The 26243-nt window shown below is 68.6% G+C and carries 26 protein-coding genes; 13 read left to right on the top strand and 13 right to left on the bottom strand.

The features are described from left to right. The first annotated feature begins 66 nt into the window (after positions 1-66). The gene (msbA, locus tag ACNQQL_RS21340; protein ID WP_347065495.1) at positions 67-1818 is read left to right on the top strand and encodes a lipid A export permease/ATP-binding protein MsbA; all 1752 of its coding nucleotides are present in this window, start codon (positions 67-69) and stop codon (positions 1816-1818) included. Between the two features lie 92 nt (positions 1819-1910). Further along, complete coding sequence (locus tag ACNQQL_RS21335; protein ID WP_347065473.1) at positions 1911-2285, top strand: RcnB family protein; 375 nt, start codon at positions 1911-1913, stop codon at positions 2283-2285. Between the two features lie 48 nt (positions 2286-2333). Here ACNQQL_RS21335 and ACNQQL_RS21330 read toward each other — a convergent pair whose 3' ends face one another. The 13 genes from ACNQQL_RS21330 to upp form a co-directional block, all read right to left on the bottom strand. After that, the gene (locus tag ACNQQL_RS21330; protein WP_034184836.1) at positions 2334-2900 is read right to left on the bottom strand and encodes an FUSC family protein; all 567 of its coding nucleotides are present in this window, start codon (positions 2898-2900) and stop codon (positions 2334-2336) included. Between the two features lie 41 nt (positions 2901-2941). Further along, a complete protein-coding gene (locus ACNQQL_RS21325) occupies positions 2942-4210 on the bottom strand; it encodes an MFS transporter (protein WP_347065471.1) in 1269 nt (422 codons plus the stop codon). Next, on the bottom strand, positions 4207-5175 hold the full coding sequence (locus ACNQQL_RS21320; protein WP_347065469.1) for a PRC-barrel domain-containing protein: 969 nt from the start codon (positions 5173-5175) through the stop codon (positions 4207-4209). Before ACNQQL_RS21320 ends, ACNQQL_RS21325 begins: the two co-directional genes overlap by 4 nt. A gap of 398 nt (positions 5176-5573) precedes the next feature. Beyond that, a complete protein-coding gene (locus ACNQQL_RS21315; protein ID WP_034184839.1) occupies positions 5574-5909 on the bottom strand; it encodes a YggL family protein in 336 nt (111 codons plus the stop codon). 126 nt (positions 5910-6035) lie between these two features. Beyond that, positions 6036-7505: a ribonuclease G gene (gene rng / locus ACNQQL_RS21310; protein ID WP_072440765.1), complete on the bottom strand. Its 1470-nt coding sequence runs from the start codon at positions 7503-7505 to the stop codon at positions 6036-6038. Between the two features lie 8 nt (positions 7506-7513). Next, positions 7514-8146 (bottom strand): Maf family protein, encoded by a 633-nt coding sequence (locus tag ACNQQL_RS21305; protein ID WP_347065466.1) that lies wholly within the window; start codon positions 8144-8146, stop codon positions 7514-7516. Positions 8147-8197: 51 nt separating this feature from the next. Further along, entirely contained in the window at positions 8198-8668 is a 471-nt protein-coding gene (gene rlmH / locus ACNQQL_RS21300) for a 23S rRNA (pseudouridine(1915)-N(3))-methyltransferase RlmH (RefSeq protein ID WP_006484265.1), read from the bottom strand. Positions 8669-8687: 19 nt separating this feature from the next. Continuing rightward, positions 8688-9137, bottom strand: coding sequence for a ribosome silencing factor (rsfS, locus tag ACNQQL_RS21295; RefSeq protein WP_034184843.1), 450 nt, complete (start codon positions 9135-9137; stop codon positions 8688-8690). 4 nt (positions 9138-9141) lie between these two features. After that, positions 9142-9870 carry a nicotinate-nucleotide adenylyltransferase gene (locus tag ACNQQL_RS21290; protein WP_347065493.1) on the bottom strand — a complete coding sequence of 243 codons (729 nt, stop codon included), beginning with the start codon at positions 9868-9870 and terminating at the stop codon, positions 9142-9144. 11 nt (positions 9871-9881) lie between these two features. Continuing rightward, positions 9882-10805, bottom strand: coding sequence for an oxygen-dependent coproporphyrinogen oxidase (gene hemF, locus ACNQQL_RS21285; protein WP_034184845.1), 924 nt, complete (start codon positions 10803-10805; stop codon positions 9882-9884). Between the two features lie 116 nt (positions 10806-10921). Beyond that, on the bottom strand, positions 10922-12202 hold the full coding sequence (gene purD, locus ACNQQL_RS21280; RefSeq protein ID WP_034184846.1) for a phosphoribosylamine--glycine ligase: 1281 nt from the start codon (positions 12200-12202) through the stop codon (positions 10922-10924). Between the two features lie 104 nt (positions 12203-12306). Beyond that, a complete protein-coding gene (locus ACNQQL_RS21275; protein WP_034184847.1) occupies positions 12307-13035 on the bottom strand; it encodes a YebC/PmpR family DNA-binding transcriptional regulator in 729 nt (242 codons plus the stop codon). A gap of 221 nt (positions 13036-13256) precedes the next feature. Next, positions 13257-13907 carry a uracil phosphoribosyltransferase gene (upp, locus tag ACNQQL_RS21270; RefSeq protein ID WP_034184848.1) on the bottom strand — a complete coding sequence of 217 codons (651 nt, stop codon included), beginning with the start codon at positions 13905-13907 and terminating at the stop codon, positions 13257-13259. Positions 13908-14116: 209 nt separating this feature from the next. On the opposite strand from upp, the gene ACNQQL_RS21265 reads away from it, so the two are divergent. The 11 genes from ACNQQL_RS21265 to sugE all read left to right on the top strand — a co-directional run bounded on the left by ACNQQL_RS21265 (position 14117) and on the right by sugE (position 26063). Then, positions 14117-14896, top strand: a complete 780-nt coding sequence (locus ACNQQL_RS21265; protein WP_347065461.1) for an SDR family oxidoreductase — start codon at positions 14117-14119, stop codon at positions 14894-14896. 55 nt (positions 14897-14951) lie between these two features. Beyond that, positions 14952-15344, top strand: a complete 393-nt coding sequence (locus ACNQQL_RS21260; protein WP_152856404.1) for a methylglyoxal synthase — start codon at positions 14952-14954, stop codon at positions 15342-15344. A 176-nt stretch (positions 15345-15520) separates the two neighbouring features. After that, positions 15521-16495, top strand: coding sequence for a quinone oxidoreductase (locus tag ACNQQL_RS21255; RefSeq protein WP_347065459.1), 975 nt, complete (start codon positions 15521-15523; stop codon positions 16493-16495). A 299-nt stretch (positions 16496-16794) separates the two neighbouring features. Continuing rightward, positions 16795-16887, top strand: a complete 93-nt coding sequence (gene kdpF, locus ACNQQL_RS21250) for a K(+)-transporting ATPase subunit F (protein WP_006752209.1) — start codon at positions 16795-16797, stop codon at positions 16885-16887. Continuing rightward, the gene (gene kdpA, locus ACNQQL_RS21245; protein WP_347065457.1) at positions 16884-18689 is read left to right on the top strand and encodes a potassium-transporting ATPase subunit KdpA; all 1806 of its coding nucleotides are present in this window, start codon (positions 16884-16886) and stop codon (positions 18687-18689) included. The genes kdpF and kdpA overlap by 4 nt, the downstream gene beginning before the upstream one ends. A gap of 54 nt (positions 18690-18743) precedes the next feature. After that, positions 18744-20828, top strand: coding sequence for a potassium-transporting ATPase subunit KdpB (gene kdpB, locus ACNQQL_RS21240; protein ID WP_347065454.1), 2085 nt, complete (start codon positions 18744-18746; stop codon positions 20826-20828). Positions 20829-20846: 18 nt separating this feature from the next. Then, positions 20847-21428 carry a potassium-transporting ATPase subunit KdpC gene (gene kdpC / locus ACNQQL_RS21235; protein WP_072440746.1) on the top strand — a complete coding sequence of 194 codons (582 nt, stop codon included), beginning with the start codon at positions 20847-20849 and terminating at the stop codon, positions 21426-21428. A gap of 164 nt (positions 21429-21592) precedes the next feature. Continuing rightward, positions 21593-24448 carry a DUF4118 domain-containing protein gene (locus ACNQQL_RS21230; protein WP_072440743.1) on the top strand — a complete coding sequence of 952 codons (2856 nt, stop codon included), beginning with the start codon at positions 21593-21595 and terminating at the stop codon, positions 24446-24448. Further along, on the top strand, positions 24441-25139 hold the full coding sequence (kdpE, locus tag ACNQQL_RS21225) for a two-component system response regulator KdpE (protein WP_072440742.1): 699 nt from the start codon (positions 24441-24443) through the stop codon (positions 25137-25139). Before ACNQQL_RS21230 ends, kdpE begins: the two co-directional genes overlap by 8 nt. 156 nt (positions 25140-25295) lie before the next feature. Next, positions 25296-25577 (top strand): DUF333 domain-containing protein, encoded by a 282-nt coding sequence (locus ACNQQL_RS21220; RefSeq protein ID WP_072440740.1) that lies wholly within the window; start codon positions 25296-25298, stop codon positions 25575-25577. Between the two features lie 165 nt (positions 25578-25742). Continuing rightward, positions 25743-26063, top strand: coding sequence for a quaternary ammonium compound efflux SMR transporter SugE (gene sugE / locus ACNQQL_RS21215; RefSeq protein ID WP_034184858.1), 321 nt, complete (start codon positions 25743-25745; stop codon positions 26061-26063). Positions 26064-26243 lie beyond the last annotated feature (180 nt).

The raw sequence follows: 26243 nt of genomic DNA, 5'->3' as shown, positions 1-26243 counted from the left end.
CGCCGGGCGCCGCATCGCGGCTCAAGAAGGATTGCCTTGGAAACCCAGAACACTCTTCGCAAACCGATGGACGGCACCGGCACCTCGCCGGTCACGGTCCTCAAGCGCCTGTGGCCGTACATCCGGCCGCTCATCGGCATCGTGGTGCTCGCCGTGATGACGATGGGCGTCGTCGCGGCCACCGAAGCCGGCATTCCTGCGCTGCTCAAGCCGCTCCTCGACCACGGTTTCGGCGTGCACGGCAGCGACCGCGCGAAATGGTACGTGCCGATCGCGGTGATCGGCCTCGCGCTCGTGCGCGGCGTATCGCAGTACGCATCGAATTACCTGCTCAACTACGTTTCGAACCGCATCCTGCTGCAACTGCGGCTCGAGATGTTCCAGCGGATGATCCATACCGGCGCGTCGTTCTTCCAGCGCGAAACCGCGAGCACGGTGATCAACGCGATCGTGTTCGAGGTCAACCAGATCCTGTCGGTGCTGACGGGCGTGATGGTCACGCTCGTGCGCGATTCGCTGACGGTGATCTTCCTGCTCGGCTACCTGTTCTACCTGAACTGGCGGCTCACGCTGATCGTCGCGGTGATCCTGCCCGGCATCGGCTGGCTCGTCAGCAAGATCAACCGCCGCCTGCGCCGCCTGAACCGTGAGCACCAGACGCTGACCAACGAGCTGTCGTACATCGTCGAGGAGACGGTCGGCGGCTACAAGGTCGTCAAGGTGCACAACGGCGAAGCGTACGAGATGGACCGCTTCGCGTCGATGAGCAAGCGCCTGCGCGGCTACGCGATGCGCATGACGATCTCGGGCGGTCTCGCGCAGCCGCTCACGCAGTTCCTCGCGTCGATCGCGCTCGCGGTCGTGATCACGATCGCGGTCGTGCAGTCGACCAACGACCAGACGACGGTCGGCGGCTTCGTCGCGTTCGTCACGTCGATGCTGCTGGTGATTTCTCCGCTCAAGCACCTGATCGACGTCAACCAGCCGCTGCAGCGCGGGATGACGGCCGCCGAGCTGATCTTCGGGCTGATCGACGAGCCGGCCGAGCCCCAGGGCGGCGGGCGGCTGCTGCCGCACGCGCGCGGCGAGATCGAGTTTCGCGGCGTGTCGTTCGACTACGGCGCGGCCGAGCGGCCGACGCTCGACCGCATTTCGTTCAAGGTCGCGCCGGGCGAGATGATTGCGCTCGCCGGCCCGTCCGGCAGCGGCAAGACGACGCTCGTGAACCTGCTGCCGCGCTTCTTCGACCCGACGGACGGCGCGATCCTGGTCGACGGCGTGCCGGTTGCCGACTATGACCTCCACGCGCTGCGCGGCCAGATGGCGATGGTCAGCCAGGACGTCGTGCTGTTCAACGACACGATCGCCGCGAACGTCGCATACGGGCAGACGCCCGACCGCGCGCGCGTGCAGGCCGCGCTCGAGGCCGCGAACCTCGCCGACGCGGTCGCCGCGATGCCCGACGGGCTCGACACGCTCGTCGGCGGCAACGGGATGCGGCTGTCCGGCGGCCAGCGCCAGCGGCTCGCGATCGCGCGCGCGATCTACAAGGACGCGCCGATCCTGATCCTCGACGAAGCGACGTCGGCGCTCGATTCGGAATCGGAGCGCCACGTGCAGGCCGCGCTCGAACGGCTGATGGAAGGCCGTTCGACGCTCGTGATCGCGCACCGGCTGTCGACGATCGAGCGCGCGGATCGCATCCTCGTGCTCGAGGCCGGCAAGATCGTCGAAGAGGGCAGCCACGACGAACTGCTGCGCCACGGCGGCCTCTATGCGCACCTGCACCGGATCCAGTACCAGCAGCAGGCGGCGTGACGCGCGTTCCGTTCGCGTCAAACCGGTGTGCTAGTCTTGATTGGGCAGGCCCGGTCGTTTGCTACGACGTGACAACACGGAGGGAAGGCACGATGAAGAAGATGCACTGCATGATGCTGGCCGCGCTGATCGCGGCGGGTTTTGCCGCGCCGGCCGCGATGGCGCAGGATCACGGCAACCACGACAACCACGGCATGCATCGCGGCCATGGCCCGAAACACATGCCGCCCGGCCAGGCGATGCACCGCGAGGACGACGTACCGCCGCGCTGGGCCGACCAGCCGCGCCGCGACTGGCACAAGGGCGACCGGCTGCCCAGCGAATTCCGCGACCGCCAGTACGTGATCGACGACTGGCGCGGCTACCACCTGAGCCCGCCGCCGCGCGGCTATCACTGGGTCGGCGTGGGTGGCGATCACCTGCTCGTGCAGATCGGCTCGGGCATCGTGCTGCAGATCGGCGAGTAACGTTTCCCGCCGTTCATCCGGTTGCCGGGCGCGGGCCCGGCAGCCGCGTCATTTTGCCGCCGCACGGCGGAACCAGCGCCGCTCGATTCTCGACATCCCCCAGCACACGCCCAGCGCACACACGGTGCCGAGCGTCACCTCGCCGAGCCGCATCAGCGGAATGTCCCACAGCGGGCCGTTGCCCGGAAACAGCAGCACGATCGTCGCGGTCACGCCGCCGAGCCGTGCCGCGCTGCCGACGTTCAGACACCAGCAGCAGACGATCGTGAGCGCGACCGCGAGCGCATAGGCGACGAGGCGATCGCCGCCGAGCGCGGCGCCCGCGAAGCCGAGCACGCCGCCGATCATCGCGCCGACGAACTGGTCGCGCGACAGCGACATCGTGTCCGAGTAGTTGTGCTGCGTGACGGCGATCGCGGTGACCGCTGCCCACACGGCCTGCTCGGTGTGCAGCGCACGTCCGATCGTGTACGCGAGGCACGCGCCGCAGACGGCCTGGATGGCCATCAGCACGCCTTGCACGAAACGCTCGCCGAAGGTCAGCCCCTTGAACAGATCGAAGACCGACTGCTGGATCTGCTGACGGGCTTCGTTGAGTGTCCTGATCGTATCCATCATGAGTTGGCCAAGAAGCGGGTAACGGCGGCGCGCCGCTCTCAGTGCGCCTGTTCGGGCGATGCGGCGGCCGGCTCGTCGGCCGCTGCATCGCCGTTCTCGACGCGCGTTTCGGGCATCACGAGCCAGACCAGCAGCACCGCGAGCGCACCCGCGCCCGCGAGCCCGAAGAAGCTGACCGTGTTGCCGAAGTGATCGGCGACGTAGCCGGCCGCGGCCGTGCTGAGCGTCGCGCCGATCCCGGCCGCGAGCCCGAAGAGCCCGATGCACAGGTTATAGCGGCCCTTGCCGCCCGCGACGTCGGCCGCGATCAGCGGCAGCATCACGCCGAACACGGCCGCGCTGATGCCGTCGAGCATCTGCACGGGCACGAGCAGGTACGGGCTGCTCACGCCGGCGAACAGCAGCGCGCGCACCGGCAGCGCGGAGAAGCCGAGCAGCAGGATCGGCCGGCGTCCCCAGCGTTGCGCGGAGCGGCCGACCCACGGCGACAGCATCGCGACGATCGCCTGCGGCACGATGATGCACGCGGCGATCACGAGCTGCACGTTCTCGCCCATCCCGGCTGTGACTTCGCCGGCCGCGAGGTTCAGCATCGCCGCGTTCGACAGGTGGAACAGCACGACGCACGCCGCGAAGATCAGCATCCGGCGGTCGCGCAACAGTTCGAGCAGCGTTTCGCGCTCGCCGGCTTCGTCGTGATCGCCGTGGTCGTCGGGCTTCGACGACTGCGGAATCACCTCGTGCGTCGGCTGGATCATCGCGAGCGCGAACAGCGCGGGCAGCGCCAGCACCGCGGTCAACCAGAACACCGCGCGCGCGGAGAAGTATTCGCCGGTGAGCCCCATCAGGCCCGCCGCGACCGCGCTGCCGATCGACGCCCAGCGCGCATTGCGGCCGAGCCGGTCGCCGAGATCGGCGCGGCCGACGAGCGAGAACGAGATCGCGGCCATCGCCGGCACGAGCATGCAGCTCGCGAAACCGTGGAACACCTCGGCGGCGATCACCGGCACGATCGTCGGGCTCGACGCGAGCAGCACCGCGGACAGGATGATGGCCGCGATCGCCCACGCGGCCGCGCCTTTCTTGTTCTTCAGCGCATCGACGGCCGCGCCGCCCGGCACCTGGCTGACCATCGCGCTGATCGTGCCGATCGACAGCACCATGCCGATCTCGCCCTGTGTCCACTTGTGCGACGCGAGGTAGGACGCAATGAACGGACCGAACCCGGTTTGAACGTTTGCAACGAAAAAGTTGAGCCAGTCGAGAGACCGCAGACTGCGAACGCTGACGGAATGCTTGATCGTCATCGGGTGGCACTCGCAGACGAAGCCGGCGCGGGGGCGGCAGGGGGCGGCGGCGAGACCGCGACGATCGGCTTGTCGGCCGCGTAGGGCGGCGACGCCTTGATCTGCGCGTCGTTCAGGTCGAGCTGCGGATGCAGCGCCTTGTCGCGCGTGACGAAGCGCAGCGCGGCCCAGTTCGCGGCGATCGAGCGGCGGTCGGTATTGACGAGCCCGCCGAGGTCGAGCACGACGGCCTGCGGTTGCGCGGCGCGGTCGATCAGCACGTCGACGATGCGGCCGATCTTCGTGCCGTTCGGGCGCTCGACATCGCTGTCGAGCATCGGCAGCCGCGTCGCGGGCGATGCCGCGGCGGAGCCCGTCAGCGGCACGGCCTTCGGCCGCGCGGCCGGCGGCAGGTCGCCCGACGGCACGTCGAGCACGATCGGCTCCTGTTTGCCGCCAGGCGTGAAGCGGAACACGTTCCACGGGAAGATGACCTTACGGTCGCCGACGCCCATGAAGCCCTGCAGGTTGACGATCATCTCGCGCGGCTTGCCGCTCGCGTCGGTGACCATGTCGACCGCGCGGCCGATCACCTTGCCGTTGCGGCGCGCGACTTCGCTGTCGAGCAGCGCATGGATCTGGGTGCGGTCGAGCGCGCGCGTTGCGACGAGCGGCGCGGGCGGCGGAGGCGGCGGCGTCGGCGATTCGGGGCGCTGTACCGGCTTCGGCCGCGTCACCTCGCGGTGAGGCTTCTTCGGCGCTTCCGGTTCCTCCGGCTGCGTCGGCGCCGGTACGGGCGGCATCGTCAGCGGCTCGCCGGCGGTTTCCTCGACGGGCTCGACGAGCGCCTCGCTGATCGGCGCGGGCGGATTCTGGGTCGGCAGCAGCCCGCAGCCGGACAGCAGCACGGCGGCAGCGAGAATCAGGAAGACCGTCGATGACGGAAACGACTTGCGGGATGCGGGAAACGGAAATCCGCCGCTCATTGACACTCACTCCATGGGTCGGGGGCGGCCCGAGGGCACGCGGCTGGCGATGGATGGCGGGTGCGGGCGGCGCACCACGCGAGGTGAGAGTTTAACGTGTCTTGCTTTCAGGACCGATTTCGATGGCCGATTGGAGGCGGACTGTCGGGAAAAGGAAGGGATCGAGGGCGGGGCGGGGGACGCCGAATAACGGTTGAGGTCGAGGTTGCGGCGCCCGATTAGGGGTATTCACGGTCGACGCGGCGCGAATCGTGTGAGTCGGTGCCGGTCGAGCGAGTGTCGGGCGACGGGGGAAGGGAGGGGACCGAAAGAGGAGGCGGTACACACAGGCGCCGGCCCGGCCCGCCGTCATGGCGGGCAGGCGCGGGCGCTGCCCGATGCAGGGCGAAACCGGAAAGTCAGGCGTCCGGATACCACGCATCGGTGAATTCGCTGACCTTGACGTCGGTCAGTTCCGGCCGTGCGGCCAGCCAGCCGCGCACGATCTCGCGATCGGCGTCGGTCGTCGTGCCGCGCGGCGCGCCGGAGATCACGTAGGCGCCGATGCCTTCGTCCGCGGACGCAACGGTCAGCAGGCCGTTCGCTTCGACGAAGTCGATGAATGCGTCGATCAGTTCGCCGCGCTCGAGGTCGGTCATCTCGTTGCGGTAATGCGCGGTCGCGTTGAACGCGAGTTCCTGGAATTCGCCGATGTGGAGTTTCTTGCGCTGACGGCGGTTGTGGCCTTGGCTCATGGTGCGTGATGAATGCGAAAAGGGTAAGTGAAAGGGCGGCGGCGGGCGCTGGCGCGGGATGCGCGAGCGGCCCGGGCGCCGCATCGAAGCGCCGCGCGGCGATGCCGGCGGCGGATGGGCGGAACCTTACATCAGCACGATATCGTACTGCTCCTGGCTCAGGTTCGATTCGACCTGCAGCGACACCGGTTTGCCGATGAAGTCGATCAGCATCGCGAGATGCTGCGACTCCTCGTCGAGGAACAAATCGATCACCTGCTGCGCGGCGATCACGCGGAATTCGCGCGGATTGAACTGCCGCGATTCGCGCAGGATCTCGCGCAGGATGTCGTAGCACACGGTGCGCGAGGTCTTTACCTGCCCCTTGCCCTGGCAGGTCGGGCACGGCTCGCACAGCACGTGCGCGAGCGATTCGCGCGTACGCTTGCGCGTCATCTCGACGAGCCCGAGCTGCGAGAAAGTATTGACCGTCACGCGCGTGCGGTCGCGCGACAGCGCCTTCTTCAGCTCGGACAGCACCGCGTCGCGATGCTCGGCGTTCTCCATGTCGATGAAGTCGATGATGATGATCCCGCCGAGGTTGCGCAGCCGCAGTTGCCGCGCGATCGTGTGCGCGGCCTCGAGGTTGGTCTTGAAGATCGTGTCGTCGAAGTTGCGCGCGCCGACATAACCGCCGGTGTTCACGTCGATCGTCGTCATCGCCTCGGTCTGGTCGATCATCAGGTAGCCGCCCGACTTCAGGTCGACGCGGCGCGACAGCGCGCGCTGGATCTCCGTCTCGATGTTGTACAGGTCGAACAGCGGCCGCTCGCCCGTGTAGTGGTGCAGCTTCGGGCTCACGGCCGGCGTGAACTCGGCTGCGAATTCCGCGAGGCGCTGGTACGTCTCGCGCGAATCTACCTGGATGCGCGTCGTGTCGTCGTTCGCGAAATCGCGCAGCACGCGTTGTGCGAGATCGAGATCCTGGTACAGCAGGCTCGTCGCCGGCAGCCGCTGCGCCTGCGCGACGATCGTCGCCCATGTCTTGCGCAGGTAGGCGACGTCGCCGGCGAGCTCGTCGGAGGTCGCATCCTCGGCGATCGTGCGCACGATGTAGCCGCCTTTCTCGTCCGGCGGGATCACGGCCGTCAGGCGCGCGCGCACGGCCTCGCGCTCGGCCTCGCTCTCGATCTTCTGCGAGATGCCGATATGCGGTTCCTGCGGCAGGTAGACGAGCGTGCGGCCCGCGATGCTGACTTGCGTCGACAGCCGCGCGCCCTTCGTGCCGATCGGATCCTTGATCACCTGGACCATCAGCGTCTGGCCTTCGAACACGGTCTTCTCGATCGGCTGGTGCGGCGTGTTCGACTGCGGCTCGCCCGCGAGGCGCGGATGCCAGATGTCGGCCACATGCAGGAACGCCGCGCGCTCGAGGCCGATGTCGATGAACGCCGACTGCATGCCGGGCAGCACGCGCACGACCTTGCCGAGATAGATGTTGCCGACCCGCCCGCGCGACAGCGTGCGCTCGACGTGAAGCTCCTGCACCGCGCCTTGCTGGACGAGTGCGACCCGCGTTTCCTGCGGCGTGAGGTTGATCAGGATTTCTTCGTTCATGGTGGGATTCAGAAGGCGACACGCGCGGCACGCAACAGCGCCGCGGTCTCAAAAAGGGGCAGACCCATGATACCCGAATGGGAACCGTCGATCCGCTCGATGAATTCGGCCGCGCGCCCCTGGATCGCGTACGCGCCGGCCTTGCCGAACGGCTCGCCCGTTTCGACGTAGCGCGCATATGCGTCGCGCGATGCCGCCGCGAAGCGCACCGACGAGCGCGACAGCGCGGGCGGCAGCAGTTCGCCGCGCGCGTCGATCACGGCGACGGCGGTCAGGACTTCGTGTTCGCGGCCCGCGAGGCGCGTCAGCATCGCGAGCGCGTCATCGGCGCCGGCCGGCTTGCCGAGGATCGCGCCGTCGATCGTGACGGTCGTATCGGCAACCAGCACCGGCGCGGCCGGCTTGCCGCTCGCGACGAGACGCGCACGCGCGGCTTCGGCCTTCGCGACGGTCACGCGCCGCACGTACGCATCGGCGGCTTCGCCGGGCAGTTCGGCTTCGAGCGCCTCGGCGTCCTCGTCGGGGCGCGGCAGCAGCAGCTCGAAGCGTACGCCGATCTGCTGCAGCAGCTCCTGGCGGCGCGGGCTTTGCGAAGCGAGGTAAAGGATCGGGAAAAGCGCGGGGGACGTGCTGGACGGCATGGTGTCGTTATCTCGGTGGGCGCGCGCGGCGCGCGTCTCGAGGACGACACGTCATGCGCGGTGGTAGGGGTGATTCTGCGTGATGCTCCACGCCCGGTAAAGCTGTTCGGCGAGCAGCACGCGCACCATCCCGTGCGGCAGCGTCATGCTCGAGATGCGCAGCAGCACGTCGGCGCGTGCTTTCAGTTCCGGATCGAGCCCGTCTGCGCCGCCGATCACGAACGCGACGTCGCGGCCGTCCTGCTGCCAGCCGGGCAGCGCCTGCGCGAGCTGCATCGTGGTCCAGTCGCGGCCGCGCTCGTCGAGCGCGACGAGGCGTGCGCCCTTCGGCAGTGCGGCCTCGATCTTCTGCCGCTCGGCCGCCATCACGCTTTCGGCGCTACGGCCGCCCGAACGCAGTTCGGGCTTGATCTCGCGCAGCTCGATGCGCAGCTCGGGCGGCATCCGCTTCGTGTATTCGTCGAAGCCGGATGCGATCCAGCCCGGCATCTTGTGGCCGACCGCGAGGATGAAAAGCTTCATCGGGACGATTCGTAACGACTTAACGGCGGCGTGCGGCCGTCTTGCGTGCCGGGCGGGCCGGCGCGGCTTCTTCCTCGTCTTCGTCGTCTTCGCTGGCCGTCGCGAAGCCATTCTGGCCCTTGCCGCCGCCGAGCTTCATCCGCACGGGCTTGTCGCCCCAGATTTCCTCGAGGTTGTAGTACTGGCGCAGGGCCGGCTGCAGGATGTGCACGACGGCGTCGCCGCAGTCGACGAGCACCCATTCGCCGGTTTCCTCGCCCTCGGAGCTGACGATGTCGCCGCCGGCTTCCTTGACCTTGTCGCGCACGCTCGATGCGAGGGCCTTGGTCTGGCGGTTGGAGGTGCCCGATGCGACGACCACGCGGTCGAACAGTTCGGTCAGGTGGCTGGTGTTGAACACCTTGATGTCTTGCGCCTTGACGTCTTCGAGGGCGTCGACGATCACGCGCTGCAGTTTGCGAATATCCATGGAATCAGGTGTGGTAGAGGCGATGTTGAAGAATATAGGCCCATACGGCGGCCGGTACATGCTCGGCCGACGCATCAGGCATTTGCGCATGGCGCGCGATGCATTCGCGCAGGTGCGCGCGGATGTCGGTCGCGGCGATGTCGAACGCGAGGGTCGTGTCGATCAGCAGGCGGCCGGCCGGCGTGGCCTTCAGCACGTCGGCGCCGGCCTGCCGCGCGGCGATTTCCCGCGTAACCTCCGGCGGCGCCGCGCCGAGCTCGAAGCCCGGGCGCGTCGACGCGCAGATGTGCGCGTAGTCGAACAGCTTGCGCCAGTCGCGCCACGTATCGAGGCGCACGAGCTGGTCGGCGCCGATCAGCAGCGACAGCGACGCGTCGGGGCCGATCCGCTCGCGCCAGCGCGCGAGCGTGTCGACCGTGTAGGTCGGGCCGGCGTGCTCGATCTCGTCGGTCGCGACGGTCACGGTCACGCCCGGCAGCACGAGCGAATCCGCGGCCGCGCGCGTCATCGCGAGCCGATGCTCGGCGGCCGACACGTCGCGCTTCTGGTACGGCTGCCCGGCGGGCAGCAGCACGAGCTCGGTCAGGCCGAGCAGCTCGGCGAACCGGCGCGCGAGCGCGAGATGGCCGTCGTGGATCGGGTCGAAAGTGCCGCCCAGCAAGCCGATACGACGCGGCAGCGGGGCGGGGCGGGCGGTGGTGTCCAGAAACGCGTCCTTTTCTTGGGGCAGCAGGGCGCGCGGGCTCAGACCCAGTCGCGCGGCACGATGAAGTCGCTGTACAGGCGCGCCTCAGGCGTTCCCGGTTCGGGCTGCCAGTTGTAGCGCCAGTTCGCGACCGGCGGCATCGACATCAGGATCGACTCGGTCCGGCCGCCGCTTTGCAGGCCGAACAGCGTGCCACGGTCGAACACGAGGTTGAATTCGACGTAACGGCCGCGGCGGTAGGCCTGGAAGTCGCGCTCGCGCTCGCCGTACGGCAGGTCGGCGCGGCGCTCGACGATCGGCAGGTAGGCTTGCAGGAACGCATCGCCGACGCTTTGCATCATGTCAAACGAACGTTCGAAACCGGGTTCGGAGAAATCGTCGAAGAAGATCCCGCCGATGCCGCGCATCTCGTTGCGGTGCTTCAGGAAGAAATACTCGTCGCACCATTTCTTGAAGCGCGGGTAGAGCTCGGCCCCGAACGGGTCGAGCGCATCCTTGCAGGTCTGGTGGAAATGGCGCGCGTCGTCCTCGAAACCGTAAACCGGTGTCAGATCCATGCCGCCGCCGAACCAGAACACGGGATCCTCGCCCGGTTTCGTCGCGATCAGCATCCGCACGTTCATGTGCACGGTCGGGCAGTACGGATTGCGCGGGTGCAGCACGAGCGACACGCCGAGCGCCTCGAAGCCGCGGCCCGCGAGCTGTGGGCGCGCCGCGCTCGCCGACGGCGGCAGTGCGTCGCCGGCGACGTCGGAAAAGCCGATTCCCGCGCGTTCGAACACGCGACCGCCTTCGAGAATCCGCGTGCAGCCGCCGCCGCGCAGGCGCTCGGCCGGCCCGCGCTGCCAGGCGTCGGTCGCGAGCGGCGTGCCGTCGAGCGCGCCGAGCGCGTCGGCGATGCGTGCCTGCAGGCCCTGGAGGTACGTGCGCACGCGCGCCACGTCGTAGGTCGAATCGGTCATGTCTGGACTGGGTGCCCCCGCCCGAAGCGGGGGCCGTAAAAAAGGCATCTGCCGGGCATTCTATCGAACCCCGGCAGAGAGGCCGCCGCGCGAGGGCGGGGCGGCGGTTGCGATCGTCACACGCTCTTGCGGTTGAGTGCGCGGAAACCGATGTCGCGGCGGTACTGCATGCCTTCGAAATTGATCTGGTTGATCGTGTCGTACGCATGCTGCTGCGCTTCGCGCACCGAATCGGCGAGGCCGACCACGCACAGCACGCGGCCGCCGGACGTCACGAGCTTGTCGCCGTCGCCGAGCGTCGTGCCCGCATGGAACGTGACGGCCTGTTCGGTCTCGGCCGGGATCCCGTTGATGCGGTCGCCCTTGCGCGGCGCGTCCGGGTAGCCGTGCGCGGCCAGCACGACGCCGAGCGCGGTGCGGCGGTCCCAGTCGAGCTCGACCGTGTCGAGCGTGCCCGCGATCGCCTGCTCGACGACCTTCGAGAAATCGCTCTTCAGGCGCGCCATGATCGGCTGCGTTTCCGGGTCGCCCATCCGGCAGTTGAACTCGAGCGTGCGCGGATTGCCTTCCTTGTCGATCATCAGGCCCGCATACAGGAAGCCCGTGAAGCGGATGCCGTCCTTCTCCATCCCGCGCACGGTCGGCATGATGATTTCGCGCATCACGCGTGCGTGCATCTGCGGCGTGACGATCGGCGCGGGCGAATACGCGCCCATGCCGCCGGTGTTCGGGCCGCGGTCCTCGTCGAGCAGGCGCTTGTGGTCCTGGCTGGAAGCCAGCGCCAGCGCATGCTTGCCGTCGACCATCACGATGAAGCTCGCTTCCTCGCCGTCGAGGAATTCCTCGATCACGACGCGCGCGCCGGCGTCTCCAAGCTTGTTGCCCGACAGCATCATGTCGACGGCGGCGTGTGCCTCTTCGAGCGTCATCGCGACGACGACACCCTTGCCGGCCGCGAGGCCGTCGGCCTTCACGACGATCGGCGCACCCTTCGCGTCGATGTACGCATGTGCTGCTGCGGCATCGGAGAAGGTTTCGTAGTCGGCCGTCGGGATGCCGTGACGCTTCATGAACGCCTTCGCGAAATCCTTCGAGCTTTCGAGCTGCGCGGCTTCCCGGGTCGGGCCGAACACCTTCAGGCCGCGCGCGCGGAACAGGTTGACGATGCCGGCCGCGAGCGGCGCTTCCGGCCCGACGAGCGTGAACGCGACGCCTTCGCTTTCCGCGAAATCGGCGAGTTCGTCGAGCGACGTGATGTCGACGTTCTTCAGACGCTCGTCCTGCGCCGTGCCGCCATTGCCGGGTGCGACGTAGACCATCTGGACGCGCGGCGACTGCGCGAGCTTCCACGCCAGCGCATGTTCGCGGCCGCCGGAACCGACGACGAGTAGTTTCATGGGATTCCCCGCAGACTAGAAAACAGGGCGGCCGGCACGCTCAGGCGCGCCGGCCGCGGATTCGGTCAGGCCGCCGCCGCGACAGGAGCACGGCGGCCGGCATCTCATTCCTCGACGATGACGGCGTTCGTATACACGTCCTGCACGTCGTCGAGGTTCTCGAGCGCGTCCAGGAGCTTTTGCATCTTCGCCGCGTCGTCGCCGGTGAATTCGACTTCGTTCTGCGGCTTCATCGTCACTTCGGCGAGTTCGGCCTTGAAGCCGGCGGCTTCGAGCGCGTCCTTCACCTTCGAGAATTCCTGCCAGTCGCACAGCACTTCGATCGAGCCGTCGTCGTTCGTGTTCACGTCGTTCGCGCCGGCTTCGAGCGCGGCTTCCATCAGCGCGTCTTCCGACGTGCCGGGCGCGAACAGGAACTGGCCGACGTGATCGAACATGAACGCGACCGAGCCGTCGGTGCCCATGTTGCCGCCGAACTTCGAGAACGCGTGGCGGACTTCCGCGACCGTGCGGGTGCGGTTGTCGGTCAGCGTATCGACGATGATCGCCGCGCCGCTGATGCCGTAGCCTTCGTAACGGATTTCCTCGTAGTTCGCGCCGTCCGCGCCGCCGACGCCGCGGTCGATCGCGCGCTTGACGTTGTCCTTCGGCATGTTCGCGTCGGCCGCCTTGTCGACCGCGAGACGCAGGCGCGGGTTCGAGTTGACGTCGCCGCCGCCGAGGCGGGCCGCGACCTGGATTTCCTTGATCAGGCGGGTCCAGATCTTGCCGCGCTTCGCGTCGGCCGCTGCCTTTTTATGCTTGATGTTGGCCCATTTCGAATGACCAGCCATACCTTTCTCCGTGCCCGGGCGCGCTGCGCGGGCGATTGTGCCAATGTGTCGTTGAATCGGCGGCCGTTTCGGCGGGCATGAAGCCGCGGGGCCGCGCGTGTCGAGTGGATCGAGATTTTATCACGCGGCGACCGTCGGATCGGGGCCGCCGCGCATGGCCGAACGGCCGGGCAGGCTGCCGCGGGACACCCGACGGCGCGCCGCGCGGCCGCGCAGGCACGTCAGTTCTTGGTGCCGAACAGGCGGTCGCCCGCGTCGCCGAGGCCCGGCACGATGTACGCGTGCTCGTTCAGGTGCGAATCGAGCGAAGCCACATACAGCTTCACGTCCGGGTGCGCGTCCTGGAACACCTGCACGCCCTCGGGCGCGGCGACGAGCGCGACGAACATGATGTTCGCGGCCGGCACGTTGCGGCGCTTGAGCACGTCGACCGCATGCACGGCCGAATAGCCGGTCGCGACCATCGGGTCGCACAGGATGAAGATGCGGTCCTCGAGGTCGGGCAGGCGCACGAGGTATTCGACCGGGCGGTGGTCTTCGGCGCGGTACACGCCGATGTGGCCGACGCGCGCGGACGGGACCAGGTCGAGCAGGCCGTCCGACATCCCGATGCCCGCGCGCAGCACGGGCACGATCGCGAGCTTCTTGCCCGCGATCACGGGCGCGTCGACCTCGACGAGCGGGGTTTCGACCCGTCTGGTCGTGATCGGCAGGTTGCGGGTGATCTCATAGCCCATCAGCAGCGTGATCTCGCGCAGCAGCTCGCGGAACGTGCGCGTCGACGTGTCCTTGTCGCGCATGTGGGTGAGCTTGTGCTGGATCAGCGGGTGATCGAGGATGAAGAGATTCGGGAAACGGCTGTCCTGTTTCATGACGGGGGTGCCCTGGCGGCAAAAGGGGATCGGTGCGGTGGCGGGCGCAAGCCGGCCGCCGCTTATGGCCGCAATTTTACCAAGGCGCGTCGCATGATCCGGATATTATCGACGTCTCACGACAATCCGCGTGCCGCGCACGCCCGTTCGCCCGCCCGCCGGCGCGACTCGGGGCCGCATCGGCGCGCGTCGCCACCAGGGAATCGACGATGGATCTCGGCATCGCAGGAAAGACCGCGCTCGTGTGCGCGGCAAGCAAGGGCCTCGGGCGCGGCTGCGCGGAAGCGCTGGCCGCCGAGGGCGTGAACCTCGTGATCGTCGCGCGCACGCGCGACACGCTCGAAGCTACCGCCGACGCGATCCGCGCGGCGTCGGGCGTGTCGGTCACGGCGGTCGCGTGCGACATCACGACGCCGGACGGACGCGCGGCCGCGCTCGCCGCGTGCCCGCAGCCGGACATTCTCGTGACGAATGCCGGCGGCCCGCCGCCCGGCGACTTCCGCGACTTCTCGCACGACGACTGGATCCGCGCGCTCGAGTCGAACATGCTGACGCCGATCGAGCTGATCCGCGCGACCGTCGACGGGATGATCGCGCGCGGCTTCGGCCGGATCGTCAACATCACGAGTTCGGCCGTGAAGGCGCCGATTGACGTGCTGGCGCTGTCGAACGGTGCGCGCTCGGGTCTGACCGGCTTCGTCGCGGGGCTGTCGCGCAAGGTCGCGGGGCAGGGCGTCACCATCAACAACCTGCTGCCGGGGCTGTTCGACACCGACCGGATCGCGACGACGCTCGCGGCGTCGGCGCGGGCGCAGGGTGTGACGGTCGACGAAATGCGCGCGCGGCGCACGAAGGACATCCCGGCCGGCCGCCTCGGCACGCGCGAGGAATTCGGCGCGGCGTGCGCGTTCCTGTGCAGCGTACATGCCGGCTATATCACCGGGCAGAACTGGCTGCTCGACGGCGGCGCGTATCCGGGCACGTTCTGACGCGAGCCCGCCGAATCACGATCACGACAAAAACCAAACGACAAAGGAACCGGAGATGAGCAAACCCCGCATCGCACTGATTGCGCACGACGCGAAGAAGGACGAGATCGTCGCGCTCGCGGGTCAATTTCGCGAGACGCTGGCGCAATGCCGGCTGGTCGCGACGGGCACGACGGGCGGCCGCATCGCGGCCGCGCACGGGCTGGAGGTCGAGCGCAAGCTGTCGGGGCCGCTCGGCGGCGACCTGCAGATCGGCGCGGAGCTGGCCGACGGCCGCATCGACATCGTCGTGTTCCTGCGCGACCCGATGACCGCTCAGCCGCACGATCCCGACATCACCGCGCTCGTGCGCGCATGCGACGTGCACGACGTGCCGGTCGCGACCAACGTCGCGACCGCGCGGATGCTGCTCGACGATCTGGCGCGGAACATGCAGGACGTTTGCTAGGCGCTTGCTGCGCCCGATTGCCCCTGCCGGCGGCAGGGCCATGCATGGACGGCGGCGACGCGCGAGAATCGTGCGTCGCGACGCGCACCTGCCGCCCGGTTCCCGCATGAATCGGCCGACCCGCGCATCGGCGACCCGGATTTTTCCTGACCGATTGACAGACGAGGAGCGAAACGATGCCGAAAGCAATCCGATACGACCAGCCGGGCGGCCCCGACGTGATGAAGTGGGTCGATGTCGAGGTCGGCGCGCCGAAGGCGGGCGAAGTCCGCATCCGGCAGCACGCGGTCGGGCTCAACTACATCGACGTGTATTTCCGCACGGGCCTCTATCCGCAGCCGCTGCCCGGCGGCCTCGGGATGGAGGCCGCGGGCGAGGTGACGGCCGTCGGCGACGGCGTGACCGCGCTCAAGGTCGGCGACCGCGTCGCCTATGTCGGGCAGCTGCCGGGCGCGTATGCGCAGGAGCGCGTGATGCCGGCCGAGCGGCTCGTGAAGCTGCCGGACGGCATCAGCTACGACGACGCGGCGTCGGTGATGCTGCAAGGCCTGACCGCGCACTACCTGCTACGCCGCACCTATCCGGTGAAGGCCGGCGACACGATCCTGATCCACGCGGCGGCCGGCGGCGTCGGCCTGCTCGTGTGCCAGTGGGCGAAGGCGCTCGGCGCGACCGTGATCGGCACGGTCGGCTCCGACGAGAAAGCCGCGCTGGCGAAGGCGCACGGCTGCGACCACCCGGTCGTCTACACGCGCGAGAACTTCACGCAGCGCGTGAAGGAGATCACGAACGGCGCGGGTGTGCCGGTCGTCTACGATTCGATCGGCAAGGACACCTACATCGGCTCGCTCGACAGCCTCGCGCCGCTCGGGCTGTTCGTCAGCTTCGGCAACGCGTCGGGCCCGCTGCCGCCGATCGACTCGAAGGAGTTCTCGTCGCGCGGCTCGCTGTTCTTCACGCGGCCGACGCTGTTCTCGTACATCGCGAAGCGCGCCGATCTCGAAGCCGCGGCCGCCGAGCTGTTCGACGTGATCCTGTCGGGCAAGGTGAAGACGAGCATCAACCAGCGCTATCCGCTCGCGGAAGTCGGCCGCGCGCATGAAGATCTCGAAGCGCGCAAGACCACCGGCTCGACGATCCTCGTTCCCTGACCGTTCCTTTCGTGCCGGCGCCACGCCGGCACGCGCCTTCGCGGGCGGCGCTGCGGCGCCGCCCGTCCCGCGTCCGTTTTTCTCCCGCCTCGCGTTTACACGTTTTTTATATCCGCCCCGATACCTTTGACCCGTCCTTTACGTGCGTTCCCATAAGGTTCTAGTCGTCTGATTTCGACGACGGAGAACACAAAAATGGATGGGGTATTCATCGGCGCCCTGGTGCTTTTCACCGTGCTGATCCTCGGTTTGGTTGCCGGTTGCGAGAAGCTCGTGCAATACGGTCGCGGGGGGCGAGCATGACCTGGATGCTTTGGCTGGCGGGCGCATCGACAGCCCTGCTGTTCGCGTATCTCGTCTTTGCGCTGCTGCGCGCGGAGGACATCGAATGAACGCGAACAACCTGTTGCAGATGCTGCTGTTCATCGTCGTGCTGCTGGCGGCGGCCGTACCGGTCGCGCGCTACCTGACGGCCGTGATGGACGGCAGCTCGCGCGTCGTGCGCGTGTTCGGGCCGCTCGAACGCGCGCTGTACCGCATCGCCGGCGTTGACGCCGGCAGCGAGATGAGCTGGAAGCAGTACGCGATCGCGACGATCGCATTCAACGCGCTCGGCGCATTGTTCCTCTACGGCCTGCTGCGCCTGCAGGGCTTCCTGCCCGGCAACCCGCAGCAGTTCGGCGCGATGACGGTCGACGGCGCGTTCAACACGGCCGTCAGCTTCGTCACCAACACGAACTGGCAGGACTACACGCCGGAGCAGACCGTCAGCTACCTGACGCAGATGCTCGGCCTGACCGTGCAGAACTTCCTGTCGGCGGCGACCGGCATCGTCGTTGTGATCGCGCTGGTCCGCGGCTTCGCGCGCCACACCGCGCAGACCATCGGCAACTTCTGGGTCGACCTCACGCGCGTGACGATGTACGTGCTCGTGCCGATGTCGATGATCGTCGCCGCGCTGCTGATGAGCCAGGGCGTGATCCAGAACATGAAGGCGTACCAGGACGTGCCGGTGCTGCAGGCGAGCACCTATGCGGCGCCGAAGCTCGACGCGCAGGGCAACCCGGTGAAGGACGACAAGGGCGCTCCGGTGACGGTGCCGACCCCGCTCACGAAGCAGACGCTCGCGATGGGCCCGGTTGCGTCGCAGGAAGCGATCAAGATGCTCGGCACCAACGGCGGCGGCTTCTTCAACGCGAACTCCGCGCACCCGTACGAGAATCCGACGCCGTTCGCGAACTTCATCCAGATCTTCGCGATCCTGATCATCCCGGCCGCGCTGTGCCTCGTGTTCGGCCGCGTGATCGGCGACCGCCGGCAGGGCATCGCCGTGCTCGCGGCGATGACGGTCGCGTTCGCGGTCGCGGTCGGCGTCGAGGTGAGCGCCGAGCAGGGCGGCAACCCGACGCTCGCCGCGCTGCACGTCGACCAGTCGGCGAGCGCGCTGCAGTCGGGCGGCAACATGGAAGGCAAGGAAACCCGCTTCGGGATCGCGCAGACCGGCATCTTCACGGTCGCGACGACGGCCGCGTCGTGCGGCGCGGTCGACACGATGCACGATTCGCTGACGCCGCTCGGCGGCCTCGTGCCGATGCTGCTGATGCAGCTCGGCGAGGTGGTCTACGGCGGGGTCGGCTCGGGCCTCTACGGGATGCTCGTGTTCGCGCTGCTCGCGGTGTTCGTCGCCGGCCTGATGATCGGCCGCACGCCGGAATACGTCGGCAAGAAGATCGAGTCGTACGAGATGAAGATGGTGTCGATCGTCGTGCTGCTCACGCCGCTGCTGGTGCTGGTCGGCACGTCGATCGCCGTGCTCGCCGATGCAGGCAAGGCCGGCATCGCGAACCCGGGCCCGCACGGCTTCTCGGAAATCCTGTACGCGTTCAGCTCGGCCGCGAACAACAACGGCAGCGCGTTCGCGGGCCTGACGGTCGGCACGCCGTTCTATAACTGGATGACCGCGATCGCGATGTGGTTCGGCCGCTTCGGCACGATCGTGCCGGTGCTGGCGATCGCCGGCTCGCTCGCCGCGAAGAAGCGCATCGCGGTGACGAGCGGCACGCTGCCGACACACGGTCCGCTGTTCGTCGTGCTGCTGCTCGGCACCGTGCTGCTGGTGGGCGCGCTGACCTACGTGCCGGCGCTTGCGCTCGGCCCTGGCGTCGAGCACCTGATGATGTGGCTGGGCGCGTGACGCGCGCCCGCATGGTCACACATTGAAAAGACTGAAGAGATTGAAGAGATCGCAATGACTCAACATTCCGCAACACGGTCCATGTTCGATCCGGCGCTGCTGCGCCCGGCGATCGTGGATTCGTTCAAGAAACTCACGCCGCGCACGCAGTTCCGCAACCCGGTGATGTTCTGCGTATACGTCGGCAGCATCCTGACCACGATTCTGTGGATCGCGGCGCTTGCCGGCCAGGCCGAGGCGCCCGCGGGCTTCATCCTCGCGATCGCGCTGTGGCTGTGGTTCACGGTGCTGTTCGCGAACTTCGCCGAAGCGCTCGCCGAAGGGCGCTCGAAGGCGCAGGCCGCATCGCTGCGCAGCGCGAAGAAGGACGTGATGGCGAAGAAGCTCAACGAGCCGCATCCGAAGTCGCCGATCCGCGTCACGACCGCATCCGACCTGCGCCGTGGCGACATCGTGCTCGTCGAGACCGGCGACGTGATCCCGGCCGACGGCGAGGTCGTCGACGGCGTTGCGTCGGTCGACGAATCGGCGATCACCGGCGAATCCGCGCCGGTGATCCGCGAATCGGGCGGCGACTTCTCGTCGGTAACGGGCGGCACGCGCGTGCTGTCCGACTGGATCGTCGTGAAGGTCACGGCGAACCCCGGCGAGGCGTTCCTCGACCGGATGATCGCGATGGTCGAAGGCGCGAAGCGCAAGAAGACGCCGAACGAGATCGCGCTGACGATCCTGCTCGTCGCGCTGACGATCGTGATGCTGCTCGCGACCGCGACGCTGCTGCCGTTCTCGACGTTCGCGGTCGACGCGATGAAGGCCGGCCACGTGGTGACGATCACCGCGCTCGTCGCGCTGCTCGTGTGCCTGATCCCGACGACGATCGGCGGGCTGCTGTCCGCGATCGGCGTGGCAGGGATGAGCCGGATGATGCAGGCGAACGTGATCGCGACGTCGGGCCGCGCGGTGGAAGCGGCCGGCGACGTCGACGTGCTGCTGCTCGACAAGACCGGCACGATCACGCTCGGCAACCGCCAGGCGTCGATGTTCGTGCCCGCGCCGGGCGTGACCGAGGAAGCGCTGGCCGACGCCGCGCAACTGTCGTCGCTCGCCGACGAAACGCCGGAAGGCCGCAGCATCGTCGTGCTCGCGAAGGAGCGCTTCAACATTCGCCAGCGCGACATGGGGCAACTCCATGCGACGTTCCTCGGCTTCTCCGCGCAGACGCGGATGAGCGGCGTCGACCTGCCCGGCCGCGAGATCCGCAAGGGCGCGGCCGACGCGATCCGCCGCTATGTCGAGACGCACGGCAGCCGCTTCCCGGAAGAAGTGCGCCGCGCGGTCGACGACGTCGCGCGCCGCGGCAGCACGCCGCTCGTCGTGGCCGACCTGCATGAAGGGGCGGCGCGCGTGCTCGGCGTGATCGAGCTGAAGGACATCGTGAAGGGCGGCATCAAGGAGCGCTTCGCGGAACTGCGCAAGATGGGCATCAAGACCGTGATGGTGACGGGCGACAACCGGCTGACGGCCGCGGCGATCGCGGCGGAAGCGGGCGTCGACGATTTCCTCGCGGAAGCGACGCCGGAAACCAAGCTCGCGACGATCCGCGAGCATCAGGCGGCGGGGCGCCTCGTCGCGATGACGGGCGACGGCACCAACGACGCGCCGGCGCTCGCGCAGGCCGACGTGGCGGTCGCGATGAACACGGGCACGCAGGCCGCGAAGGAAGCGGGCAACATGGTCGACCTCGATTCCAACCCGACGAAGCTGATCGAGATCGTCGAGATCGGCAAGCAGATGCTGATGACGCGCGGCTCGCTGACGACGTTCTCGATCGCGAACGACATCGCGAAGTACTTCGCGATCATCCCGGCCGCGTTCGTGACCACGTACCCGCAGTTGCGCGTGCTCGACATCATGCACTTGACGTCGCCGGCATCCGCGATCCTGTCGGCGGTGATCTTCAACGCGCTGATCATCGTCGCGCTGATCCCGCTCGCGCTGAAGGGCGTCACGTACCGGCCGCTCGGCGCCGCATCGCTGCTGCGCCGCAACCTGCTGGTCTACGGCCTCGGCGGCGTGCTGCTGCCGTTCCCGTTCATCAAGCTGATCGACATGACGCTCGCCGCACTCGGCTGGGCCTGAGGTCTTGAAGGAAACATCATGAAAACGTTGATTCGTCCGCTCGTCGTGCTCTTTGTCGTGCTTGCCGCGGTGACGGGGCTCGCGTATCCGGCCGTGATGACCGTGTTCGGCCAGGCCGTGTTCCCGTCGCAGGCGAACGGCAGCCTGATCGAGAAGGACGGCAAGGCGGTCGGCTCCGCGCTGATCGGCCAGCCGTTCGATGCGCCGAAGTACTTCTGGGGCCGGCTGTCGGCCACGGCGCCGATGCCGTACAACGCGACCGGTTCCGGCGGCTCGAACCTCGGCCCGCTGAATCCGTCGCTCGCCGACCAGGTGAAGGGGCGCATCGCCGCGCTGCGCGATGCCGGCACCGACATGTCGAAGCCCGTGCCGGTCGATCTCGTGACGGCGTCGGCGAGCGGCCTCGATCCGGAGATCACGCCGGCCGCCGCCGCATACCAGGTCGAGCGGGTCGCAAAGGCGCGCAACCTGGCGCCCGACGCGGTCGCGCAGCTCGTTGCCGCGAACACGAAGGGCCGCCAGTTCGGCGTGCTCGGCGAGCCGCGCGTGAACGTGCTGAAGCTTAACCTCGCGCTCGACGCGGCGCAGGCCGCGCACTGATCGTGCATCCGGGCTTCAGGCCCGGCAACCGGTGCCCGGCACGGCTCGAGCCGCGCCGGACGCGCATTTTCCCGACGGCGCATGCGCCGTCTTTGCCTTTTGCGGCGATTTGGAACAACAATGCTCGTACTCGCGCGCATCCGGGCGCTCCGCTTTCCTGACGCATGAACCGTCCCGATCCAGACCAACTCCTCGACAAGCTGCAGCGAGACGAAGAAAAGCAGCGGCGCGGCCAGCTCAAGATCTTCTTCGGCGCATCGGCCGGCGTCGGCAAGACCTACGCGATGCTGCAGGCCGCGCGCCAGCGCCTGCAGGACGGCGTCGACGTCGTCGTCGGCATCGTCGAAACCCACGGCCGAGGCGAAACCGCCGCACTGCTCGACGGCCTCGACGTGCTGCCGCTCGCGCGCATCGACTATCGCGGCCGCACGCTCGCCGAATTCGATCTCGATGGCGCGCTCGCGCGCCAGCCGCAACTGATCCTGGTCGACGAACTCGCGCATTCGAACGTGCAGGGCGCACGGCACCTGAAGCGCTGGCAGGACGTCTACGAACTGCTCGACGCGGGCATCGACGTCTATACGACCGTCAATGTCCAGCACCTCGAAAGCCTGAACGACGTGGTCGGCGCGATCACCGGCATCCGCGTGTGGGAGACGGTGCCCGACCGCGTGTTCGACGCGGCCGACGAAGTCACGCTCGTCGACCTGCCGGCCGAGGAACTGCTCGAGCGGATGCGCGACGGCAAGGTCTATCTCGCGCAGCAGGCCGAGCGCGCGGTGCGCAACTTCTTCCGCAAGGGCAACCTGATCGCGTTGCGCGAACTGGCGCTGCGGCGCACGGCCGATCGCGTCGATGCGCAGATGCGCGAATACCGCGCCGACCGTTCGATCCAGCGCATCTGGCAGGCGCGCGAGCGGCTGCTCGTGTGCGTCGGCCCGGGCGCCGAAGCGCCGACGCTCGTGCGCGCGGCCGCGCGGCTCGCCGCGAGCCTGAAGGCCGACTGGATCGCCGTGTATGTCGAGACGCCGCGCCTGCAGCGGCTGCCCGACGCGCAGCGGCAGCGCACGCTCGACGCGCTGAAGCTCGCGGCCGAACTCGGCGCGGAAACGGCCACGCTCGCCGGCGGCGACGCGGTCGCCGCGCTGATCGGCTATGCGAAGGTGCGCAACGTGTCGAAGATCGTCGCGGGCGGCTCGCCGAAGGTCGGGCTCATGCGCCGCTTCGCGCGGCCGTTCGGCGAGCAGCTCGCCGAACGCGCGGGCGACGTCGACCTGATGCTGATCCGCGCGTCCGCGAGCGACGAGGCGCGCGCGGCGCCGCTCGACCCGCGTGCGCGCGACTGGCGCGATGCGTTCGCGAAGTTCGGCACGCACCGTTCGCCGCCGCGGCACTACGTGTACGCGGCCGCGATCTGCGCGGCGATCACCGTCGTCGCAAACGTCGTGTCCGAGCGGCTCGACCTCACGAACCTCGTGATGCTGTACCTGCTCGGCGTCGTGTTCTCGGCCGTGCGGCTCGGGCGCGGCCCGGGCGTGCTGCAGTCGTTCCTGTCGGTGGCCGCATTCGATTTCTTCTTCGTGCCGCCGCGCATGTCGTTCTCGGTCAGCGATACGCAATACCTGCTGACCTTCTTCGGGATGCTGCTGACGTCGCTCGTGATCAGCCACCTGACGTCGACGCTGACGCGCGAGGCGAGCATCGCGCAGCGCCGCGAGCGCCGCACCGGCGCGATCTACGCGATGGCGCGCGAGCTGGGCGCGGCGCTGACGACCGAGCAGATCGTCGAGATCGGCAGCCGCCACGTGGGCGAGGTGTTCCGCGCGCGTGTCGCGTTCCTGCTGCCCGACAGCGCGGACAAGGTGCGCCAGAAGATCGAGGAGCCCGACGCGGCCGTCACGCTGACGGGCGCCGATCTCGACAGCGACGTCGGCCAGTGGGTGTACGACCAGCAGAAGCCGGCCGGCCGCGGCACCGACACGCTGCCCGCGACGGCCGCGCTGTACCTGCCGCTGAAGGCGCCGATGCGCACGCGCGGCGTGCTCGCGGTCGTGTCGCGCGAGCCGCGCGAGCTCGAGGTGCCCGAACAGCTGCGGATGCTCGACGCATTCGCCGCGCAGATCGCGCTCGCGCTGGAACGCGTGCACTACGTCGAGATCGCGCGCGACGCGCTCGTCAATATGGAATCCGAGCGGCTGCGCAACTCGCTGCTGTCGGCGATCTCGCACGACCTGCGCACGCCGCTCACGACGATCGTCGGCTTCTCGTCGATGCTCGCGAACGGGCGCGCGGCCGCGCAGGGCGGCGACGCCGCGGCGGCCGAACGCTTCGCGCAGCGCGAGGGAGAGCTCGTCGACGCGATCCACGACGAGGCGCTGCGGATGACGGGCATCGTCACGAACCTGCTCGACATGGCGCGGCTGCAGGCCGGCAGCCTGCAGCTCAAGCGCCAGTGGTCGCTGCTCGAGGAAACCGTCGGCGCCGCGCTCGCCGCGTGCAAGCGCGTGCTCGCGCGCCATCCCGCGCGCGTGTCGCTGCCGGCCGACCTGCCGCTGCTGCAGATGGACGCGGTGCTGATGGAACGCCTGTTCACCAACCTGTTCGAGAACGCGGCGAAGTACACGCCGCCCGACACGCCGCTCGATATCGGCGCGGAGCGCGTGACCGACGATGGGCTGCCCTACGGGAACCCGTTCGTGCGCGTGCACGTCGACGATTACGGCCCGGGCCTGCCGGCCGGCATGGAAACGCGGATCTTCGACAAGTTCACGCGCGGCGAGAAGGAATCGGCGACGCCGGGCATCGGGCTCGGCCTCGCGATCTGCCGTGCGATCGTCGAGGCGCACGGCGGTAGAATCGGCGCGCTCAACCGCACCGCGCCCGACGGCCGCGTGACGGGCGCGCGCTTCTGGTTCACGCTGCCGGTCGAGACGCCGCCGGCCGCGCCCGCCGTGCCCGACGACGAATCCGACGTGCCGGGCGCATCGTCCCCATCCGAGCCATTGCCAGATCATGAGTGAACCCAGCCTGACCGTTGTCCTGATCGAGGACGAAAAGCAGATCCGCCGCTTCGTGCGTGCCGCGCTCGAGGAGGAGGACATCGCCGTGTTCGAGGCCGAGACGGGCAAGCAGGGGCTGATCGACGCGGCGACGCGCAAGCCCGATCTCGTGATCGTTGACCTCGGCCTGCCCGATACCGATGGCCTCGACGTGATCCGCGAGCTGCGCGGCTGGTCCGAGGTGCCGGTGATCGTGCTGTCCGCGCGCACGCAGGAAGAGGAGAAGGTCGCGGCGCTCGACGCGGGCGCCGACGACTACCTGACCAAGCCGTTCGGCGTGTCCGAACTGCGCGCGCGGATTCGCGCGCAACTGCGCCGGCGCAACCAGGGCGGCGCGAACGAGACGCCGAAGGTGAGCTTCGGCACCGTGACCGTCGATCTCGCGCTGCGCCAGGTGTGGCGCGACGGCGAGATCGTGCATCTGACGCCGCTCGAATACCGGCTGCTTGCGACGCTCGTGCGGCACGCGGGGCGCGTGCTTACGCACCGCCAGTTGCTGCGCGACGTGTGGGGGCCGTCGCACGTCGAGAGCCATCACTACCTGCGCATCTACATGGCGCACCTGCGCCAGAAGCTCGAGCGCGACCCGGCACAGCCCGAGTACATCGTCACCGAGACGGGCGTCGGCTACCGGCTGGTCGGCGCCGCGTGACGGGCATCGCACGGCGGCGGCAGCCCGGGCCGGCGTGACGCCGCGCGGGCAGGGTTGCGCCGGCGCGACAGTCGTGCGGCCGGCGCCGGCCTTGCACACCGGCCGCGGATTCCCCGTTATGCTGACCGTTCCGCGAACAAAAACGAGGAGCGTGCAATGTCCGTCCGTCTGGCCGTCATCTGTGCGCTGGCGCTGACTGCGCCCGGCGCGTTCGCCCAACCGCTGCCGCCGGGGCAACAGCCGCCCGCGCAGGCAGCGCTCGCCAATCCCGCGTCGGTCAACTGCGAGAAGCTCGGCGGTCGCCACGTGATCCGCAGCCTGCCGAGCGGACAGGTCGGGATGTGCATGTTCAAGGATGGCCGCGTGTGCGAGGAGTGGGCGCTGTACCGCGACGACCGCTGCGTCGGCGGCGTCGCGCCGAAGCGTGTGTCGAATTGATGCCGAACTGACCGGGCCCGGCCGATCCTGCCCCGGATCGGCCGCCGGCCGTGCGCCGCGTCCGGCGTGTCCGTAAGCCTCTTGTTATACTCGGCGCCGCCCGGGGACGACCCCGGGTCATTCGCTTCAACGGGGACGGCCCCATCCGATCCGGAGTACGTCGCGATGGCGTGGGTATTGTTGTTGATTGCCGGTTTGCTGGAAGTGGCCTGGGCGGCCGGCATGAAATCGTCGGACGGCTTCACGAAGCTCGGCCCGTCGGTGTTTACGATCGTGACGGCGCTGGCCAGCTTCGGGCTGCTCGCGGTCGCGATGCGCCAGTTGCCGCTCGGCACCGCGTACGCGGTGTGGACGGGCATCGGCGCGGTCGGCGCGTTCGTGTTCGGCATCGTGATGATGGGCGAGGCGCTGACCGTCGCGCGCGTCGCGAGCGCCGCGCTGATCGTCGCCGGGCTGATCGGCCTCAAGCTGTCGTCGGCCGCCTGACGATGGAGTCCCGGACGCGCTGCGCCCGGGCACTGCACTGCGGAATTGCGCCGGCTGCCCGGTTAGCCTGTCTATAATGGAACGCATTCGGGCCTGAATGTCGTTGTGCCGTTCGCGGCCTGCGGCGCCGGTCGCCACGCGCCGCGCGGCCGGTCTGACCGACCCGATCCGATCGATCGG

The sequence above is a fragment of the Burkholderia sp. LFS061 genome (assembly GCF_047978125.1).
Taxonomy (GTDB): domain Bacteria; phylum Pseudomonadota; class Gammaproteobacteria; order Burkholderiales; family Burkholderiaceae; genus Burkholderia; species Burkholderia pyrrocinia_C.
Note: the sequence above shows the minus strand (reverse complement) of the source record. Positions and strands in the feature narration are given on the sequence as shown.

Bases quoted from the DNA above. Each gene is read 5' to 3' on its own strand.
- rsfS (WP_034184843.1), bottom strand. From the start codon at position 9,137: ATGGATATTCGCAAACTGCAGCGCGTGATCGTCGACGCCCTCGAAGAC.
- ACNQQL_RS21325 (WP_347065471.1), bottom strand. From the start codon at position 4,210: ATGACGATCAAGCATTCCGTCAGCGTTCGCAGTCTGCGGTCTCTCGAC.
- kdpE (WP_072440742.1), top strand. From the start codon at position 24,441: ATGAGTGAACCCAGCCTGACCGTTGTCCTGATCGAGGACGAAAAGCAG.
- rlmH (WP_006484265.1), bottom strand. From the start codon at position 8,668: ATGAAGCTTTTCATCCTCGCGGTCGGCCACAAGATGCCGGGCTGGATC.
- ACNQQL_RS21305 (WP_347065466.1), bottom strand. From the start codon at position 8,146: ATGCCGTCCAGCACGTCCCCCGCGCTTTTCCCGATCCTTTACCTCGCT.
- sugE (WP_034184858.1), top strand. From the start codon at position 25,743: ATGGCGTGGGTATTGTTGTTGATTGCCGGTTTGCTGGAAGTGGCCTGG.
- ACNQQL_RS21320 (WP_347065469.1), bottom strand. From the start codon at position 5,175: ATGAGCGGCGGATTTCCGTTTCCCGCATCCCGCAAGTCGTTTCCGTCA.
- kdpA (WP_347065457.1), top strand. From the start codon at position 16,884: ATGAACGCGAACAACCTGTTGCAGATGCTGCTGTTCATCGTCGTGCTG.
- ACNQQL_RS21230 (WP_072440743.1), top strand. From the start codon at position 21,593: ATGAACCGTCCCGATCCAGACCAACTCCTCGACAAGCTGCAGCGAGAC.
- ACNQQL_RS21335 (WP_347065473.1), top strand. From the start codon at position 1,911: ATGAAGAAGATGCACTGCATGATGCTGGCCGCGCTGATCGCGGCGGGT.
- upp (WP_034184848.1), bottom strand. From the start codon at position 13,907: ATGAAACAGGACAGCCGTTTCCCGAATCTCTTCATCCTCGATCACCCG.
- msbA (WP_347065495.1), top strand. From the start codon at position 67: ATGGACGGCACCGGCACCTCGCCGGTCACGGTCCTCAAGCGCCTGTGG.
- purD (WP_034184846.1), bottom strand. From the start codon at position 12,202: ATGAAACTACTCGTCGTCGGTTCCGGCGGCCGCGAACATGCGCTGGCG.
- kdpF (WP_006752209.1), top strand. From the start codon at position 16,795: ATGACCTGGATGCTTTGGCTGGCGGGCGCATCGACAGCCCTGCTGTTC.
- ACNQQL_RS21265 (WP_347065461.1), top strand. From the start codon at position 14,117: ATGGATCTCGGCATCGCAGGAAAGACCGCGCTCGTGTGCGCGGCAAGC.
- ACNQQL_RS21260 (WP_152856404.1), top strand. From the start codon at position 14,952: ATGAGCAAACCCCGCATCGCACTGATTGCGCACGACGCGAAGAAGGAC.
- kdpB (WP_347065454.1), top strand. From the start codon at position 18,744: ATGACTCAACATTCCGCAACACGGTCCATGTTCGATCCGGCGCTGCTG.
- ACNQQL_RS21330 (WP_034184836.1), bottom strand. From the start codon at position 2,900: ATGGATACGATCAGGACACTCAACGAAGCCCGTCAGCAGATCCAGCAG.
- kdpC (WP_072440746.1), top strand. From the start codon at position 20,847: ATGAAAACGTTGATTCGTCCGCTCGTCGTGCTCTTTGTCGTGCTTGCC.
- ACNQQL_RS21255 (WP_347065459.1), top strand. From the start codon at position 15,521: ATGCCGAAAGCAATCCGATACGACCAGCCGGGCGGCCCCGACGTGATG.
- ACNQQL_RS21220 (WP_072440740.1), top strand. From the start codon at position 25,296: ATGTCCGTCCGTCTGGCCGTCATCTGTGCGCTGGCGCTGACTGCGCCC.
- rng (WP_072440765.1), bottom strand. From the start codon at position 7,505: ATGAACGAAGAAATCCTGATCAACCTCACGCCGCAGGAAACGCGGGTC.
- ACNQQL_RS21315 (WP_034184839.1), bottom strand. From the start codon at position 5,909: ATGAGCCAAGGCCACAACCGCCGTCAGCGCAAGAAACTCCACATCGGC.
- hemF (WP_034184845.1), bottom strand. From the start codon at position 10,805: ATGACCGATTCGACCTACGACGTGGCGCGCGTGCGCACGTACCTCCAG.
- ACNQQL_RS21275 (WP_034184847.1), bottom strand. From the start codon at position 13,035: ATGGCTGGTCATTCGAAATGGGCCAACATCAAGCATAAAAAGGCAGCG.